Consider the following 14,363-nt stretch of genomic DNA (forward strand, 5'->3'; position numbering starts at 1 on the left):
CATGAAACCATCATGATCTTACAATTCACAAATGACATGAACAGATCATGATAGCTTCATCACCGTTAAAAACAAATTATAAACAAATGAAAAAGTACATCTTACAATCTATACGCCTTACAGCAGTCTTATTAGTTTTGCTTTGCGTTATATATCCCTTAATCGTAGCATTTGCCGGCGGCTTCTCTAAAGGCAAAGGTGGTGGTGAAAAGATCACCAAAAATGGTCAGGTAGTTGGATATGCCTTGCTTGGACAGTCTTTCACCAAAGCTCAGTATTTCTGGGGCAGACCTTCTGCAGTAGGTTATAATGCAGCAGGTTCTGCAGGTTCCAATAAAGGACCATCCAATGCGGATTACCTGAAAGAAGTAAGCAACAGGGCAGATTCTTTACTCAAATATCATCCTTATTTAAAACGTACTGATATCCCTGCGGATATGGTTACTGCTTCTGGTAGCGGACTGGATCCCAACATATCTATCGAGGGTGCAAGCATTCAGGTGAAAAGAGTTGCAGCATTCCGTCATCTGGACGAAGCAGCAGTAGCGGATCTTGTAAAAACACATATCCAGGGGCCTTTACTGGGGTTATTTGGCCCTTCATCGGTAAACGTATTAGAACTCAATCTTGCGCTGGATGAGCTGAAAGCTAAATAGTCCGGGAAAGACAAATCAACAACAACAATAACAAAATTTATTACGAACAGCATGACTGTTCATGACCTTACAGATCTCAATTTTACTGAAAGATCATGATAGCTCATCACCAATAACAAACAAATATTACGAATGAAAACACGATTAATATTAGCTGCCACTTTATTATCAGGAATCTATGCCAAAGCACAGGATGCACCAAAAATTAAAGTTACTGGTTATTTAGAGACTTATTACAGTTACGATTTTAACAAACCGGCGGACAATAACAGACCCGGCTTTATCTATTCACATAACAGAAGTAATGAGGTGAATCTGAATTTAGGATTTATCAAAGCCAATTATGAAAGTGATATGATCCGGGCTAACGTAGCCATCATGGCGGGTACGTATGCGAACGCAAATCTCGCTGCAGAGCCTGGTGTACTGAAAAACGTATTTGAAGCAAATGCAGGTTTAAAGCTGTCTAAAACAGCGAATCTGTGGGTAGATGCCGGAATATTTTCATCGCATATCGGTTTTGAAAGTGCAATATCGAAAGACTGCTGGGTGCTGACAAGAAATATCTCTTCTGAGAATACACCTTATTATGAATCAGGAGCCAAAATTACTTACGTTACTGAGGATGGAAAATTTACCGCCACTGGTTTATATCTTAACGGCTGGCAGCGGATCAACAGGCAGAATGGTAATAGTCAGCCTGCAGGTGGCGCACAGCTAACCTGGAAACCTAATGCTAAAATCACGGTGAATTACAGCAATTACCTCGGAACAGAAGGAGCCGATTCTATTCGTGTGAAACGTTTTTACCACAATATTTACGGGATCTTCCAGCTGACCGATGCATTTGGCGTAACACTTGGACTGGATTATGGCACGCAGCAGAAAGCAAAAGGAGACAGTGATAAAAATGAAGTGATTTCTCCAGTGCTTATTGCACGTTATACGATCAATCCAAAATGGGCAGTGGCAGGCAGATTTGAGTATTATGAAGATAAAAATGGTGTTTTTATCAGCACAGGTACACCGAATGGTTTTAAAACTAATGGCTATTCACTGAACATAGATTATGCGCCGATGCCAACCGCCGTAGTGCGACTGGAAGGGAAAGTTTATGATAGCAAGGATAAGATTTTTGTGAGGGAAATTAATCCTGTAAACCACAATGCAGCATTAACGGCAAGTATTGCAGTTTCTTTCTAAAGAACAGGTCGGGGTATATCCCCGACCTTAAATCATAAAGATATGAGTACTATTTTTGAGATACTGATCACTGCTTTGCTGACCTTTACGGTTGGTTTTTTATTTCTGAGGTATCAACCTAAAAAGAAAGCGCTTAAATTTAAAAATAGACGGAGTGATAACAGGGTATTGCTGTTGCTTTTAACGGGTATATCGGTTTTTTCGGTGATATTCTATTTAGTAAATCAGGGAATTGTGATCATCAAATGGTAAATCAGCGCAGTAATGGAAGAAGAAAATAAAGATCATTCTGTACGTCAGTTTCTTGACCTGGTTAAAAAGTCGAGAAGGGGCAAGTTTAAGGTTTATATCGGCATGAGTGCCGGGGTGGGCAAGACTTACAGGATGTTGCAGGAAGCACATGCCTTGCTTAAAAATGGAATCGATATTCAGATTGGTTATATAGAAACACATAACCGGGAAGAAACGCATGCACTTTTATCGGGCATACCGCTTATTCCGCGACGCAAGCTGTTTTACAAGGGAAAGGAAATGGAGGAGATGGATGTCGCCTCTATTCTGAACAGGCACCCGGAAGTCGTGATTGTGGATGAGCTTGCACATTCGAATATCGAGGGGAGTAAAAACAGTAAACGCTGGCAGGATGTATTGGATATTCTTGATGCGGGAATCAGTGTGATTTCTGCAGTGAATATCCAGCATCTCGAAAGTATGAATGAGGAGATCGAGAAAATCACGGCTATTCCGATTACGGAACGCATACCGGATAAAGTACTGGAACTGGCGGATGAGATCGTAAATATCGATTTAACTGCTGATGAACTGATTGATCGGCTGCGGTCTGGTAAGATCTACGACCAAACCAAGATTGAACGGGCGCTTAATAACTTTTTTCAGCCTGAGCGCATTTTGCAGCTGCGGGAGCTTGCCTTGAAAGAGGTTGCGCACCATGTGGAAAGAAAAATCAGCATAGAGATACCGAAACAGATTAAACTGCGGCCGGAACGTTTCATGGCTTGTATTTCTACAAATAATGTAACGGCAAAGGTAGTGATCAGGAAGACAGCGCGATTAGCTTCTTATTACCGTTCTCCATGGATACTCTTATATGTTCAAAATACGAGTGAAAGTAGTGACAGGATTAAGCTAGATTTACAGCGTCATCTGATCAATAATTTTAAGCTGGCTACGGAGCTCGGTGCTGAAGTGATCAAGGTTAAAAGTGATGAGGTTACAAAAACGATTATGAATGTGGCAAAGGAGAAAGAGGTAACTACCATTTGTATTGGTAAACCTCACCTCAGTTTGTTTCAGGTGATTATGAGGACAGCCGTTTTTAATGAACTGCTGAAGAATATTTCGGAAACGGATACCGACCTGGTGATACTTTCTTAGCTATAAATGATTTAGACAATAGAATAAATGAAGATAAAAACTAAACTGCGCCTCGGATTCGGATTCCTTTTCGTGGTGGTCTTGTTTTTCGGTGCCATTTCGCTGTATTATATGAACAGGATTTCTGTCAGTGCAAAGGTGATTCTGAAAGACAATTATGAGACTTTGAGTTATACCAGGGCAATGCGCGCGATCCTGGATGAACAGGAGCTGCCTTTAAATACTGCAGCTATAAACAGTTTTAAGGATAACCTGGATAAAGAAAAACGGAACGTAACCGAAAAAGGGGAAGCCGAAGCGGTTCAGCAGATTGCTGATAGTTTTGCTGTTTTGAGCGCTGGCACTTCCCGGGAAGACCAGAAGCAGGCTGTCGCCCGGATCAGGGCGCAGTTAACGGATATCGACGGACTCAATATGGCGGCCATTGTGAGAAAAAACGAGAAAGCACAGGCCGCGGTAGAGAAGGCGAGTTTGTATTTAGTAACTGCTGCGTCTTTTTGTTTTCTGGTGCTGTTCTCGTTTATTGTTAATTTTCCGGGCTTTGTAGCCAATCCACTGCGGGAGTTCTCTGAGGCAATTCGGGAAATAGGGCGTAAAAATTATAAACAGCGACTGGTGTTTAATGGCACCGATGAATTTGCTGAACTGGCAAGCTCTTTTAATGAGATGGTCGCACAGCTGAACAAATGGGAAAATAGTAATCTGGCCAAGCTGCAATCAGAAAAGTTGAGGATTGAAGCCATCATTGAGCAGATGCAGGATGCAATTATCGGATTGAACGAAAAGCAGGAAATCCTGTTTATCAATAAAGTAGCGGCGTTGGTGCTTAACCTGAATGAAGGTCAGGTCATCGGACTGAATGTGAAAGACCTGATGAAGAAAAATGACCTGCTGAGCAGGATCATGACGAACGAACAGGGAAGTCAGCCGATCAAGATTTATGCTGATGATAAGGAATCTTATTTTCAACTGGAAAAACGGGAGATCATCGTTCCTGAGTATGAACAACAGGAAAGCGATGTGATCCGTCAGAGTAGCCGCACTGCAGGAATGGTGTTTATTTTAAAGAACATCACTCAGTTCAAGGAACTGGATGAAGCTAAAACCAATTTCATTGCTACAGTATCACATGAGCTGAAAACACCTATATCTTCTATTAAAATGAGCATCAAACTGCTGGATGATAAAAGGGTGGGTGAGATGAATACGGAGCAGAAACAATTGCTGGAGCATGTAAAAGATGATTGTAGCCGCTTATTGAAGATTACGAGTGAATTGCTGGACCTGGCACAGGTGGAAACGGGCAACCTGCAGCTTAATTTTGTGAAGGCTGACCCGTCAGAGATCGTTACTTATGCGTTGAATGCAGTGCGTTTTCAGGCAGAGCAGAAATCAATTCAGCTGGAGCTGGCGACTCAAGCCGGACTGCCTTTTGTGAGTGCGGATGTTGAAAAAACAGCCTGGGTGCTGATCAACTTTTTGTCCAACGCCCTGCGCTATAGCGGAGAGAAATCAAAGGTGGTGATTCAGCTGGAAGAAAAAGGGAAGAATATAGAGTTCTCTGTCAGAGATTTTGGAAAGGGGATAGATGAACAGTATCAGAAGAGACTGTTCGACCGGTATTTTCAGGTACCAACCGATGGAAATAATAAGTCGGGCTCCGGTTTGGGACTGGCCATTTCGAAGGATTTTATCGAGGCCGAAAATGGCCGGATCTGGGTAGAAAGTGAGATGGGTGAAGGGAGCAGATTTTGTTTCTCACTCCCCATTGTGGGTTAAATTTCGGTTATACCCGGTTAATCATTTTAAAAGCCAGGGCGGCAGCTAATTTAGCGGTGCGCTGTTCGCTGTCGTATGTCGGGTTATACTCAGCAATATCAGCACTGATGACTTTTCCGCTGGCTACTATGGTTTGCAGGCAAGTAAAGAAAAAAGGATCGGGAAAAATGCCGTTATAGGCTGCGGCACTTACACCGGGAGCCACGGAAGAAGAAAATACATCCATGCATATGGTGAGGTAAATGACGGATGATTCTTCAATAAAGTTCAGGATTTTTTCTGTTAATGCCGATTGTGCCGCTGGCAGAAATTCCTCGGCACTGATATAATTTACGTTGAGGGCTTCGGCGCTGTCAAACAGGTGTTTGGTATTGCTGTTCTGCTGAATGCCGATAGGCAGATAGCGGAATTCCTGGTTGGCGGTCGCACAATCGTTAGCGATCTGCAGAAAGCCTGTGCCGGAATTATACCCGTTTTCGTTACGCTCGCGTAAATCGAAATGTGCATCAAAATTGATGATTCCAATAGAATCGGGAAGGTTTCTGTTACTGGGATGATCCTGATCTGCCATGTGATCATCTTTAGCTGAGTTTTTCAGAAACGCATGAATACCTTTATAGTGACCATAAGCTACTTCATGGCCTCCTCCAATCACAAAGGGCTGATAACCGTTTTTTAAAGCTGTTTCAATGAGCATTGCCAGTTCATCCTGTGCCTGTTCCATCTCATTACCTGCGCAAATAATGTCTCCCAGATCTGTAAAGCGGGTATCCTGCTCAAAATGTACAGGCAGACTACCGCAGGTTTTTCGAAAATTTACAGGGCCTTCCTTTGCACCTGTACGGCCACCATTTCGTCTTACGCCCTCATCGCAGGAAAATCCGATTAAGGCTATTCCTTTCTGGTCGCCGCGGAGTTTAGTAAGTTCTTCTTGAGAAAGATCTATAGCAACAATGCGCTGATGCCATCGCTGTACCGCAGGATCTGTGCCGTCATTTCTGCCTGTCCAGACAGCCTGGTCAGTTTTCCTGTAAAAAGCCGGGTTTATTTTCATGTTATGGGAGGTATAAGGGTTCCACTTTTCCAGACCTTAGCTGGTTTGAGTTTGCCCTGATGATACAGGATTTCACGGTAATCACTGCAGGGGTAGGCTTGCATATCGGCCAGCATTCCGGCTTTAAGCTGACCACGATCACTAAGGCTTAAGGCATATGTGGCACGGTAAGTTAACCCTGCAAATACTTCTGCTGTTCCGAGTTTTTCCGCAGCACTCATTAGGGCAGCCTGTAGAAGCAAATCACCCATCGGTGCAGAACCCGGGTTCCAATCGCTCGCAATAGCCAGGCAAGCACCTGCATCGAGTAACTTTCTTGCCGGAGCATAAGGCATTCCCAATCCTAAAGATGCACCAGGTAATACCACCGCTATCGTGTCTGTATCCTTGATCAGTTCAATCTCACGATCTCCTGAAGCCTCGAGATGGTCTGCGGAAACTGCGCCCATAGCGATGGCTACACCTAAACCACCGGTGCTAAACTGATCGGCATGTACGGTAAGCTCAAAACCCATTGCTTTGGCGGCTGTTAAATATTTCAGCGCTGCTGCGGTGCCAAATGCGTTCTCTTCGATAAAGATATCTGCCCTGTTACTCAAACCTTCCTTTTTAACTATAGGAAGTAGTTCCTGCAGGATATAATTGAGGTACGCTTCTGTATCGCCATTAAAATCACGGGGCAGCAGATGTGCAGCCAGACAGGTCGAAATCAAATCTGCTTTTGTCAATCCATCAGCCTGTTTAATCGCACGCAATTGTTTCAGTTCTTCGGTTACACTGAGTCCGTAACCGCTTTTCACCTCTATTGTGGTAACTCCTTCAGATAGATGCCTTTCGGCACGTTTTACCAGAGAAGCGACCAATGCTGGTTCATCTGCTGCGCGGGTTTGCGTTACGGAATCCCAGATACCACCACCTGCTTTAGCGATTTCCATATAGGATTTTCCCTGGATTCTTAAATTATAATCCTTCGCCCTGCTGCCGGCGAAGCAGATATGGGTGTGGCAGTCGACAAATCCCGGAAGTAATACATAGTCTTCTTTAATTTCTTCTACTACTGCATCCGGATGTTGTGAACGCAAAGTTTCAAAATGACCCGTTGCGATGATTATTCCGTCCGCAGTCAATATACCACCATCGGTAATCACTTTTAACTGATCATCTTTAATTGCGCCTTTCAGTGGCATATCTGCCAGGCTGAGCAGCTGACTAAATGGTCCGGTTAGTTTCTTCATTTGATATGTTTAAAAGGTATTACCAGATTTTAAGATCGAATTTTTCTGCGCATTCCTGTGCTTTATCATATCCTGCATCGGCATGACGGAAAATCCCCATGGCCGGGTCATTGTACAAAACTCGGCTGATACATGTTGCGGCTCTTTCCGTACCGTCGGCCACCACAACCATTCCTGCATGCTGTGAATAACCCATTCCTACACCACCGCCGTGGTGAAAAGATACCCAGGTAGCACCTCCTGAAGTATTAGCCATCAGATTTAACAAAGGCCAGTCAGACACTGCATCAGAACCATCCAGCATAGACTCTGTTTCCCTGTTTGGCGAAGCAACAGAACCACAATCGAGGTGATCGCGACCAATCACGATAGGGCCTTTAACTTTTCCGCTGGCCACAAGTTCATTGAAGAGCAGTCCGGCTTTTTCACGCTCGCCCATCCCAAGCCAACAGATTCTTGCAGGTAAACCCTGGAAGCTAACTTTCTGCTGTGCCTTTTCCAGCCAGTTGATCAGGTGGGTGTTTTCCGGAAAAGCTTCCATCAGGGCACGGTCAGTTACATATATATCTTCAGGATCACCCGACAGGGCTACCCAACGGAAGGGGCCTTTGCCTTCACAGAATAAAGGACGGATATAGGCAGGGGTAAAGCCCGGGAAATTAAAAGCATTCTGCTCTCCGCCTTGTTTGGCAAATTCCCGGAGGTTATTGCCATAATCAAAGGTAACAGCGCCAGCTTCCTGCAATTGCAGCATAAATCCTACATGTCTGGCCATACTGAGTAATGAGGCTTTTTTATAGGCCTCAGGATCTTTTTTTCTCAATTCTGCCGCAGCAGCGAGAGATAATCCGTTCGGGATGTAGCCGTTCAGCGGATCGTGTGCAGAAGTCTGATCGGTCAGGATTTCGGGGATGAGCTTATCAGCGATTAACTTTTCCAGGAGATCGCCTGCATCGCTGACTAAACCGATGGAAATAGCGGTGCCGGCCGACTTCGCCTCATTTACCCACTGAATGGCCTCCTCGTAAGAGTGTGTCATCCGGTCTATATATTGCGTGTCTACACGTTTTTGTATTCTTGAAGCATCTACATCGGCACCTAAAAATATAGCACCAGCCATCGTCGCTGCCAAAGGCTGTGCACCGCCCATGCCACCTATACCGGCGCTCACAATCAGCTTTCCTGTCAGGTCATGAACAAAATGCTGGCGACCACATTCTACAAACGTTTCATAAGTGCCTTGTAAAATACCCTGTGTACCGATATAAATCCAGCTTCCTGCAGTCATCTGCCCGTACATCATCAGTCCCTTGCTTCTCAGTTCGTTGAAATGCTCCCAGTTTGCCCATGCAGGTACCAAATTACTGTTGGCAATCAATACGCGCGGTGCCTGAGGGTGACTCCTTGTAATGCCTACCGGCTTACCTGATTGCACCAGAAGCGAGTGATTTTCGTCGAGTTCAAGCAATATTTCAATGATTTTACGAAGTGATTCCGGATTGCGGGCAGCCTGGCCGATACCGCCATATACTACCAGTTCCTCAGGATTTTCCGCAACTTCCCCATCGAGATTGTTGAGCAGCATTCTTAATACAGCTTCTGTCTGCCAGCTTTTAGCATGGAGTGCATTTCCTGTTGGTGCTTTATAATGCGGATGGTTTGCGTAGGTCTTAATAAATTCTGAATTCGTCATCGCTTTTTAAGTTTATATGGTTCAGTTGAGCATTTTCATTTGCAGTTTTTAACAATATACCGCTGGTAAGTAATTGGTGCAGCTGATTGATATCATCTGCAAAAATCCGGTCGTCTTCAATCACAGGAACGTGTTTGCGGACCAGCTGATGACAGGCTTCTATGATGGGAGCCGACAATAATGGCCGGCGGAATTCCATCGCCTGTGAGGCATATAAAAGTTCAATCGCCTGGATATATTCGAGATTGTCTATCACCTGGTGTAATTTCCTGCCACTGATAGAACCCATTGATACATGGTCTTCCTGGCCAAGGGAGGTAGGAACACTATCGGCACTTGCAGGGAAACATAAGGTTTTATTTTCCGTCACCAATGCTGCGGTGGTATATTGGGGAATCATTAATCCGGAGTTTAGGCCTGCATCGGCAGTCAGTAATTTTGGTAAGCCATATTTCCCTTCGTTCATCAGGTAACAGCGTCTGTCGGCTATATTTCCTAACTCTGCGGCTGCAACAGTGACATAATCTAAAGCCATAGCAAGTGGCTGACCGTGGAAGTTACCTCCGCTGATAGAATCTTCTGCACTGAAAATGATAGGATTATCCGTTACAGAGTTCAGTTCAATCTCCGTAAGTTCTTTTAAATGCAGCCAAGCATTTCTTGAAGCACCATGTACCTGCGGCATACAGCGGATAGAATAGGGGTCCTGCACTCTGCTGCAGCCAATATGAGAACGACCTATTTCGGAGCCTTCCAGTAAAGCGGACAGGCGGGCGGCAACCAGTTTGGTGCCTTTATAAGGTCTTAGCTGGTGCAGACGTTCGTCGAATGGTCGCGTAGAGCCGGTAAGGCCTTCCAAAGACATGGCCCCGATTATATCGGCCGCGTCCAATGCATTGTTTAAACGTTCTACTGCCTTTACAGCAAAAGCAAGAATGAACTGCGTGCCATTGATCAATGCGAGTCCTTCTTTTGGTCCCAGGCTAACAGGAGCAAGGCCATATTCTTCCAGTACCTGACTGCTTTTGATGCGTTCCCCTTTATGGAATACTTCTCCCAGACCAATCAAAGGAAGAAACAAATGCGATAATGGTGCGAGGTCTCCGGATGCGCCTACAGAACCTTTTTCGGGTACCACAGGAATAATATCATGGTCGATATGCCAGATGATCCGGTCGAGCGTAACAGGGGAGATACCAGAATAACCCTGCGCCAAAGCCTGTACTTTGGTGATCATCATGATTTTTGCAATCTCCTGAGGAATAGGGTTTCCTACACCTACACTGTGACTTTTGAGGATGTTGATCTGCAAAAGTGAGGTGTCTTTTTCTGAAATATGGGTATCACATAAGGGTCCGAAGCCAGTGTTTACGCCATAAACCGGCTGTTGACTAAGTACTATTTTCTTCACTTCTTCCCAGGAAGATTGGATGTTTTCAGCGGCTTCCGGAGGAATCACGCCTTTAATTTTGCCGGCTGCAATAGCCAGGCATATTCCACTGGTCAGGTGGTCTGTACCATAAAAGAATGTATTAGACATTTGCTGGAGATTTTTCTGTTGAATGTATTTTATCTGTAATGCTTTTCACGATATCCACCGATTTAAAAGCTGTTTCGAGGTGTGTTAAGGTATCAAGGAGCGCCTGACTTTCCGCTCCGCCACCCACCACTTCTTCCATGGTAGCACGAATGGCATCCCAAACCGGAAGAATCTTTTTCAGGAGCTTTCTACCGGCCGGGCTGAGCTGCACTAATTGTTTACGCGCGTCTTCCGGACTGGTGGTAGTAATGACAAGACCCTTACTTTTGAGATTGGTGACAAGCTGGCTCGCAGCGGGATGGGTAACCTCTATCTTTTCACAAAGTTCCTGGATAGATAAGGAATTGTTCTCTGATAGTAAATAAAACACCGGGAACCAGGTGGTTTCGAAGACGATGCCTTCTGCACGGTATGACTTGTTGATTTCAGAAAGAAAAAGCTCACTCAGGCGCTTTAATCTGCTGCCTAAAACCAGGTATCCTAAAGACTGATAATAATTCATGGCTAAATATATAAGGAATTATATAAGTTCTTATATAATTCCTTATATATTTAGCAGAGCGCATTGAAAAATGCGACTTAAGATACTTTAAACCAGCCGGTAATGCTCATTCTGGGTTTGTTGGTCAGCAATACTTCATGTTCCAGTTCACTGCTTTTAAAGAAAACGCTCTTGCCATTTTCGGGAGAGATGTGTTGAGCAAGGCCATCCTGATGTATACATAATTCTCCACCATCGGCCTGTTGCCAGTCGCTGTTTAAATAAGTAATCATCGAGTACTTCCTGCTTTCATTATTTTTAAACTGATCGAGATGTTTTTTGTAAAAACTTCCTTCTTCATATAAGGCATAATGAAACTCATAACCTGTAATCCCTGTATAACAAGTGCTGTTCAGATAGCTTACAAAATCATCCATCAGATCGAAGAATTCATTTTCGTAAGGGTCGTTATGTGACCGGTCCAGCCAGTAGATTTTATCACTTCTGACGGATTTATTGTGTACCACCAGGGTATCGTTTCCAGTTCCTGCGTAAAGGAGTAATTTATCTGTATAAAGGGTATTCAAATTGTCTTTGAGATGAGCGGAGAGAAGCTCACTTAAAAAATTTTCTGCTATTCCTACTTTATTGTCTATAAAACTATCGATCAGCGTATTGAAGATCTTCTGCAATAAGGGTTGATTAGCAATAACCGGCAGGATTGCCGGTATTGGGATCAAGGTAGTTTATTAAATGGCAAATGCGGGAATTATCTGCTTGTATATCAAAAGAAAAAGAATTGTGCACGTTGTAAGTAGATAGCACAGTTGGAACTGATAGTGAGCAAGGTTTGTATTCACAAGATATAAATAAGTATTTAGCCAGCCCATGAGAGGTCATAAACAGGTCTGGCGACCTGCTTATGACCTGTTGTCGACCTGTTTAGGACCTGTTGTCGACCCGATAATACAAACTCAGGTGACTATCATCTCAAACTTGATATACTTTTAGTAAAGCTATAGATTTCATATTAGCTTTTTCTAAGACAGAGCTCATATATTATTTTCCCGGCTTTCAGCATCTGGAAAGTCATAATATGATTTACGTTGCTTTTTTAAGTAATCACAATCACCATACGCGGCAACGGCCATCACGCATTAGTTTTCTTTATAGGTCTAATTTGCACTCGTTATCAGAGCGTAATACAATGGCCTGCTGACCAAAGAAAAATTGATTTTCACTTAAACTCAAACCCATGTCACTATCTTCTAAAATCTCAAAAGGAACAGTTTTAATCCTTCTTGCGCAAATGTTCGCGATTGCAGCGATTGCCCAGGTAAAATATAGCGCTAAAGACAATCTGAAAATATTAGTGAGTGGCACATCTACTTTGCACGACTGGACAATGGCGACTGCTAAAGGAGATTGCAGTGCAACATTTACTGTTAACGGAGCTGGTCAGCTAACTGATTTAACGGCTATGCACCTGAGCATCCCGGTGGAAAGTCTGAAAAGTGAAAAAACTGCAATGGATAAAAATGCTTACAAAGCTCTAAAGGCAAGTAAGTTCAGTGCAATCACTTATACACTCAGTAGTGCAACAGTAACTGCTGATGGAAAAGTAAAATGTCAGGGTAGTTTATCTGTAGCCGGTACTGCAGTACCTACAGAATTACTGGCGACAGCAAAGGTGAATGCGGATAAAAGTATCAGCATCAGCGGCAGCAAAAAAATCAGTATGAAAGCTTACAAAGTGGATCCGCCAACTTTTATGATGGGCACTATCAAAACGGGTAATGATATCACTGTCAATTTTGATCTGGTATTAAGAAAATAAACAAAAATATTTAAACGTAATCAAACAATTCATATCATGAAATCTACAATTACCAAATACAGTATGCTGATGCTGATGGCCGGAGTACTGCCTGCAACAGTGATGGCACAACAACCTAAAGTCGCCAATATAAGAGCTTACGATAAAACAGGTATCAACGTATTCGAAGATCCGAAAGATACCATTACGACTTTCGACGGGATGAAAATAAAGTTCGGCGCTGGATTTACCCAGCAGTTTCAGGGACTTAAACATAAAAACCCTGATGCGCTGAATAATGATATCGGTTCTTTTAGTCCGGCAGTAGCAGGAAACAGGCTCAAGATCATTACCCCTGGTTTCCAGACTGCACAGGCAAATTTGTATATGGATGTACAGCTGGCAGATGGTATACGGTTAAATATTACCTCTTACCTGTCTTCAAAACACCACAATGAAACCTGGGTGAAAGGAGGATACATTCAGTTTGATAAACTTCCTTTTAAAGGACAGGTATGGGAAGACCTGATGAAAATTGCCACCATCAAAATCGGGCATTTTGAGATTGATTATGGTGATCAGCACTTCAGAAGAAGTGATGGCGGACAGGCGATATACAATCCTTTTATGGAAGGAAACATCGTTGATGAATATGCTACAGAGATCGGCGGACAAATTTTACTGAGAAAAAATGGCTTCTTCGGCTTGCTGGGCGTAACCAATGGTATGATCAAAGGAAATGTGGACTCTTTATCAGCCGCAGCGAATCCTGATGGTGATTACCATAAATCTCCATCTGTATATTTAAAAGGTGGATTCGATAAACAACTGTTGCCGGATGTACGATTGAGGGTAAGTGCTTCTTATTATGGAAACCAGAGCAGTGGTGATAATACCTTATTTGGTGGAGATCGTTCAGGTTCCAATTACCAGTTTGTAATGGAACAGAATTCTGCCAATCCCAAAAGCACTACTGGCGCTGGTACACCATTAGCCTTCTCTGGCCGCTTCAATCCGGGTTTCAGTAAAAAGATCAATGCAGTGATGCTGAACGGATTCCTGAAAGTGAAAGGATTCGAATTGTTCGGAACTTATGAGTTTGCTTCAGGAAGAACAGCCAGGGAAACTGATACACGTGATGTGAAACAGTTCGCTATCGATGGGGTATACCGATTCGGTAAAACAGAAGACTTTTTTATTGGGGCAAAATATAATACAGTGTCTGCACGCCTGGCAAATAATGCAACAGGTACCGGAGCAGGACCAGTGGTGTTTAGTGATGATGTAAAAGTAAACCGGGTAGCAGGTGCAGCCGGCTGGTTCATGACTAAAAATATCCTGCTGAAAGGGGAGTATGTTATTCAGAAATATAAAGATTTTCCGGTGGCTGACTTCCGCGCAGGTGGCGAATTTAAAGGTTATGTGATAGAGGCAGTAATAGGTTTTTAAGATTTGGTTTGTTTTGTGGTGGAGCCGGGATGTTAACCCATCCCGGCTTATTTATTTGTGCT

13 protein-coding genes are annotated in these 14,363 nt (G+C 43.5%); 7 read left to right on the forward strand and 6 right to left on the reverse strand.

Annotation, left to right across the window (positions count from 1 at the left end):
* Window positions 1-86 precede the first annotated feature (86 nt).
* From OQX62_RS13185 to OQX62_RS13205, 5 genes are all read left to right on the forward strand, one after another.
* Window positions 87-656: a K(+)-transporting ATPase subunit C gene (locus tag OQX62_RS13185; protein ID WP_265832000.1), complete on the forward strand. Its 570-nt coding sequence runs from the start codon at window positions 87-89 to the stop codon at window positions 654-656.
* Window positions 657-788: 132 nt separating this feature from the next.
* A complete protein-coding gene (locus OQX62_RS13190) occupies window positions 789-1,859 on the forward strand; it encodes a porin (protein WP_265832001.1) in 1,071 nt (356 codons plus the stop codon).
* Between the two features lie 42 nt (window positions 1,860-1,901).
* Entirely contained in the window at window positions 1,902-2,111 is a 210-nt protein-coding gene (locus tag OQX62_RS13195) for a hypothetical protein (RefSeq protein ID WP_265832002.1), read from the forward strand.
* Between the two features lie 12 nt (window positions 2,112-2,123).
* Window positions 2,124-3,254 (forward strand): sensor protein KdpD, encoded by a 1,131-nt coding sequence (locus tag OQX62_RS13200; RefSeq protein WP_265832003.1) that lies wholly within the window; start codon window positions 2,124-2,126, stop codon window positions 3,252-3,254.
* A gap of 27 nt (window positions 3,255-3,281) precedes the next feature.
* Complete coding sequence (locus OQX62_RS13205) at window positions 3,282-5,033, forward strand: ATP-binding protein (protein ID WP_265832004.1); 1,752 nt, start codon at window positions 3,282-3,284, stop codon at window positions 5,031-5,033.
* A 7-nt stretch (window positions 5,034-5,040) separates the two neighbouring features.
* Here the strand turns inward: OQX62_RS13205 and hutG are convergent, their stop codons facing one another.
* The 6 genes from hutG to OQX62_RS13235 all read right to left on the reverse strand — a co-directional run bounded on the left by hutG (window position 5,041) and on the right by OQX62_RS13235 (window position 11,776).
* Window positions 5,041-6,087: a formimidoylglutamase gene (hutG, locus tag OQX62_RS13210; RefSeq protein ID WP_265832005.1), complete on the reverse strand. Its 1,047-nt coding sequence runs from the start codon at window positions 6,085-6,087 to the stop codon at window positions 5,041-5,043.
* Window positions 6,084-7,322 carry an imidazolonepropionase gene (gene hutI, locus OQX62_RS13215; RefSeq protein WP_265832006.1) on the reverse strand — a complete coding sequence of 413 codons (1,239 nt, stop codon included), beginning with the start codon at window positions 7,320-7,322 and terminating at the stop codon, window positions 6,084-6,086. Before hutI ends, hutG begins: the two co-directional genes overlap by 4 nt.
* Window positions 7,323-7,341: 19 nt before the next feature.
* Window positions 7,342-9,015, reverse strand: coding sequence for a urocanate hydratase (gene hutU, locus OQX62_RS13220; RefSeq protein ID WP_265832007.1), 1,674 nt, complete (start codon window positions 9,013-9,015; stop codon window positions 7,342-7,344).
* Entirely contained in the window at window positions 8,993-10,555 is a 1,563-nt protein-coding gene (hutH, locus tag OQX62_RS13225; protein ID WP_265832008.1) for a histidine ammonia-lyase, read from the reverse strand. Before hutH ends, hutU begins: the two co-directional genes overlap by 23 nt.
* Window positions 10,548-11,057 carry a MarR family winged helix-turn-helix transcriptional regulator gene (locus OQX62_RS13230; RefSeq protein WP_265832009.1) on the reverse strand — a complete coding sequence of 170 codons (510 nt, stop codon included), beginning with the start codon at window positions 11,055-11,057 and terminating at the stop codon, window positions 10,548-10,550. The genes hutH and OQX62_RS13230 overlap by 8 nt, the downstream gene beginning before the upstream one ends.
* Before the next feature lie 77 nt (window positions 11,058-11,134).
* Window positions 11,135-11,776 carry a 2OG-Fe(II) oxygenase gene (locus OQX62_RS13235; protein WP_265832010.1) on the reverse strand — a complete coding sequence of 214 codons (642 nt, stop codon included), beginning with the start codon at window positions 11,774-11,776 and terminating at the stop codon, window positions 11,135-11,137.
* Window positions 11,777-12,291: 515 nt separating this feature from the next.
* Between OQX62_RS13235 and OQX62_RS13240 the strand changes: the two genes are divergently transcribed.
* The gene (locus OQX62_RS13240) at window positions 12,292-12,873 is read left to right on the forward strand and encodes a YceI family protein (RefSeq protein ID WP_265832011.1); all 582 of its coding nucleotides are present in this window, start codon (window positions 12,292-12,294) and stop codon (window positions 12,871-12,873) included.
* A 36-nt stretch (window positions 12,874-12,909) separates the two neighbouring features.
* Window positions 12,910-14,301, forward strand: coding sequence for a hypothetical protein (locus OQX62_RS13245; RefSeq protein ID WP_265832012.1), 1,392 nt, complete (start codon window positions 12,910-12,912; stop codon window positions 14,299-14,301).
* The last annotated feature ends 62 nt before the right edge of the window (window positions 14,302-14,363 follow it).

The organism is Pedobacter sp. MR2016-24 (assembly GCF_026239655.1).
GTDB lineage: Bacteria > Bacteroidota > Bacteroidia > Sphingobacteriales > Sphingobacteriaceae > Pedobacter.

Coding starts and splice junctions, on each gene's coding strand:
- OQX62_RS13185 (WP_265832000.1), top strand. CDS start 87: ATGAAAAAGTACATCTTACAATCTATACGCCTTACAGCAGTCTTATTA.
- OQX62_RS13190 (WP_265832001.1), top strand. CDS start 789: ATGAAAACACGATTAATATTAGCTGCCACTTTATTATCAGGAATCTAT.
- OQX62_RS13195 (WP_265832002.1), top strand. CDS start 1,902: ATGAGTACTATTTTTGAGATACTGATCACTGCTTTGCTGACCTTTACG.
- OQX62_RS13200 (WP_265832003.1), top strand. CDS start 2,124: ATGGAAGAAGAAAATAAAGATCATTCTGTACGTCAGTTTCTTGACCTG.
- OQX62_RS13205 (WP_265832004.1), top strand. CDS start 3,282: ATGAAGATAAAAACTAAACTGCGCCTCGGATTCGGATTCCTTTTCGTG.
- hutG (WP_265832005.1), bottom strand. CDS start 6,087: ATGAAAATAAACCCGGCTTTTTACAGGAAAACTGACCAGGCTGTCTGG.
- hutI (WP_265832006.1), bottom strand. CDS start 7,322: ATGAAGAAACTAACCGGACCATTTAGTCAGCTGCTCAGCCTGGCAGAT.
- hutU (WP_265832007.1), bottom strand. CDS start 9,015: ATGACGAATTCAGAATTTATTAAGACCTACGCAAACCATCCGCATTAT.
- hutH (WP_265832008.1), bottom strand. CDS start 10,555: ATGTCTAATACATTCTTTTATGGTACAGACCACCTGACCAGTGGAATA.
- OQX62_RS13230 (WP_265832009.1), bottom strand. CDS start 11,057: ATGAATTATTATCAGTCTTTAGGATACCTGGTTTTAGGCAGCAGATTA.
- OQX62_RS13240 (WP_265832011.1), top strand. CDS start 12,292: ATGTCACTATCTTCTAAAATCTCAAAAGGAACAGTTTTAATCCTTCTT.
- OQX62_RS13245 (WP_265832012.1), top strand. CDS start 12,910: ATGAAATCTACAATTACCAAATACAGTATGCTGATGCTGATGGCCGGA.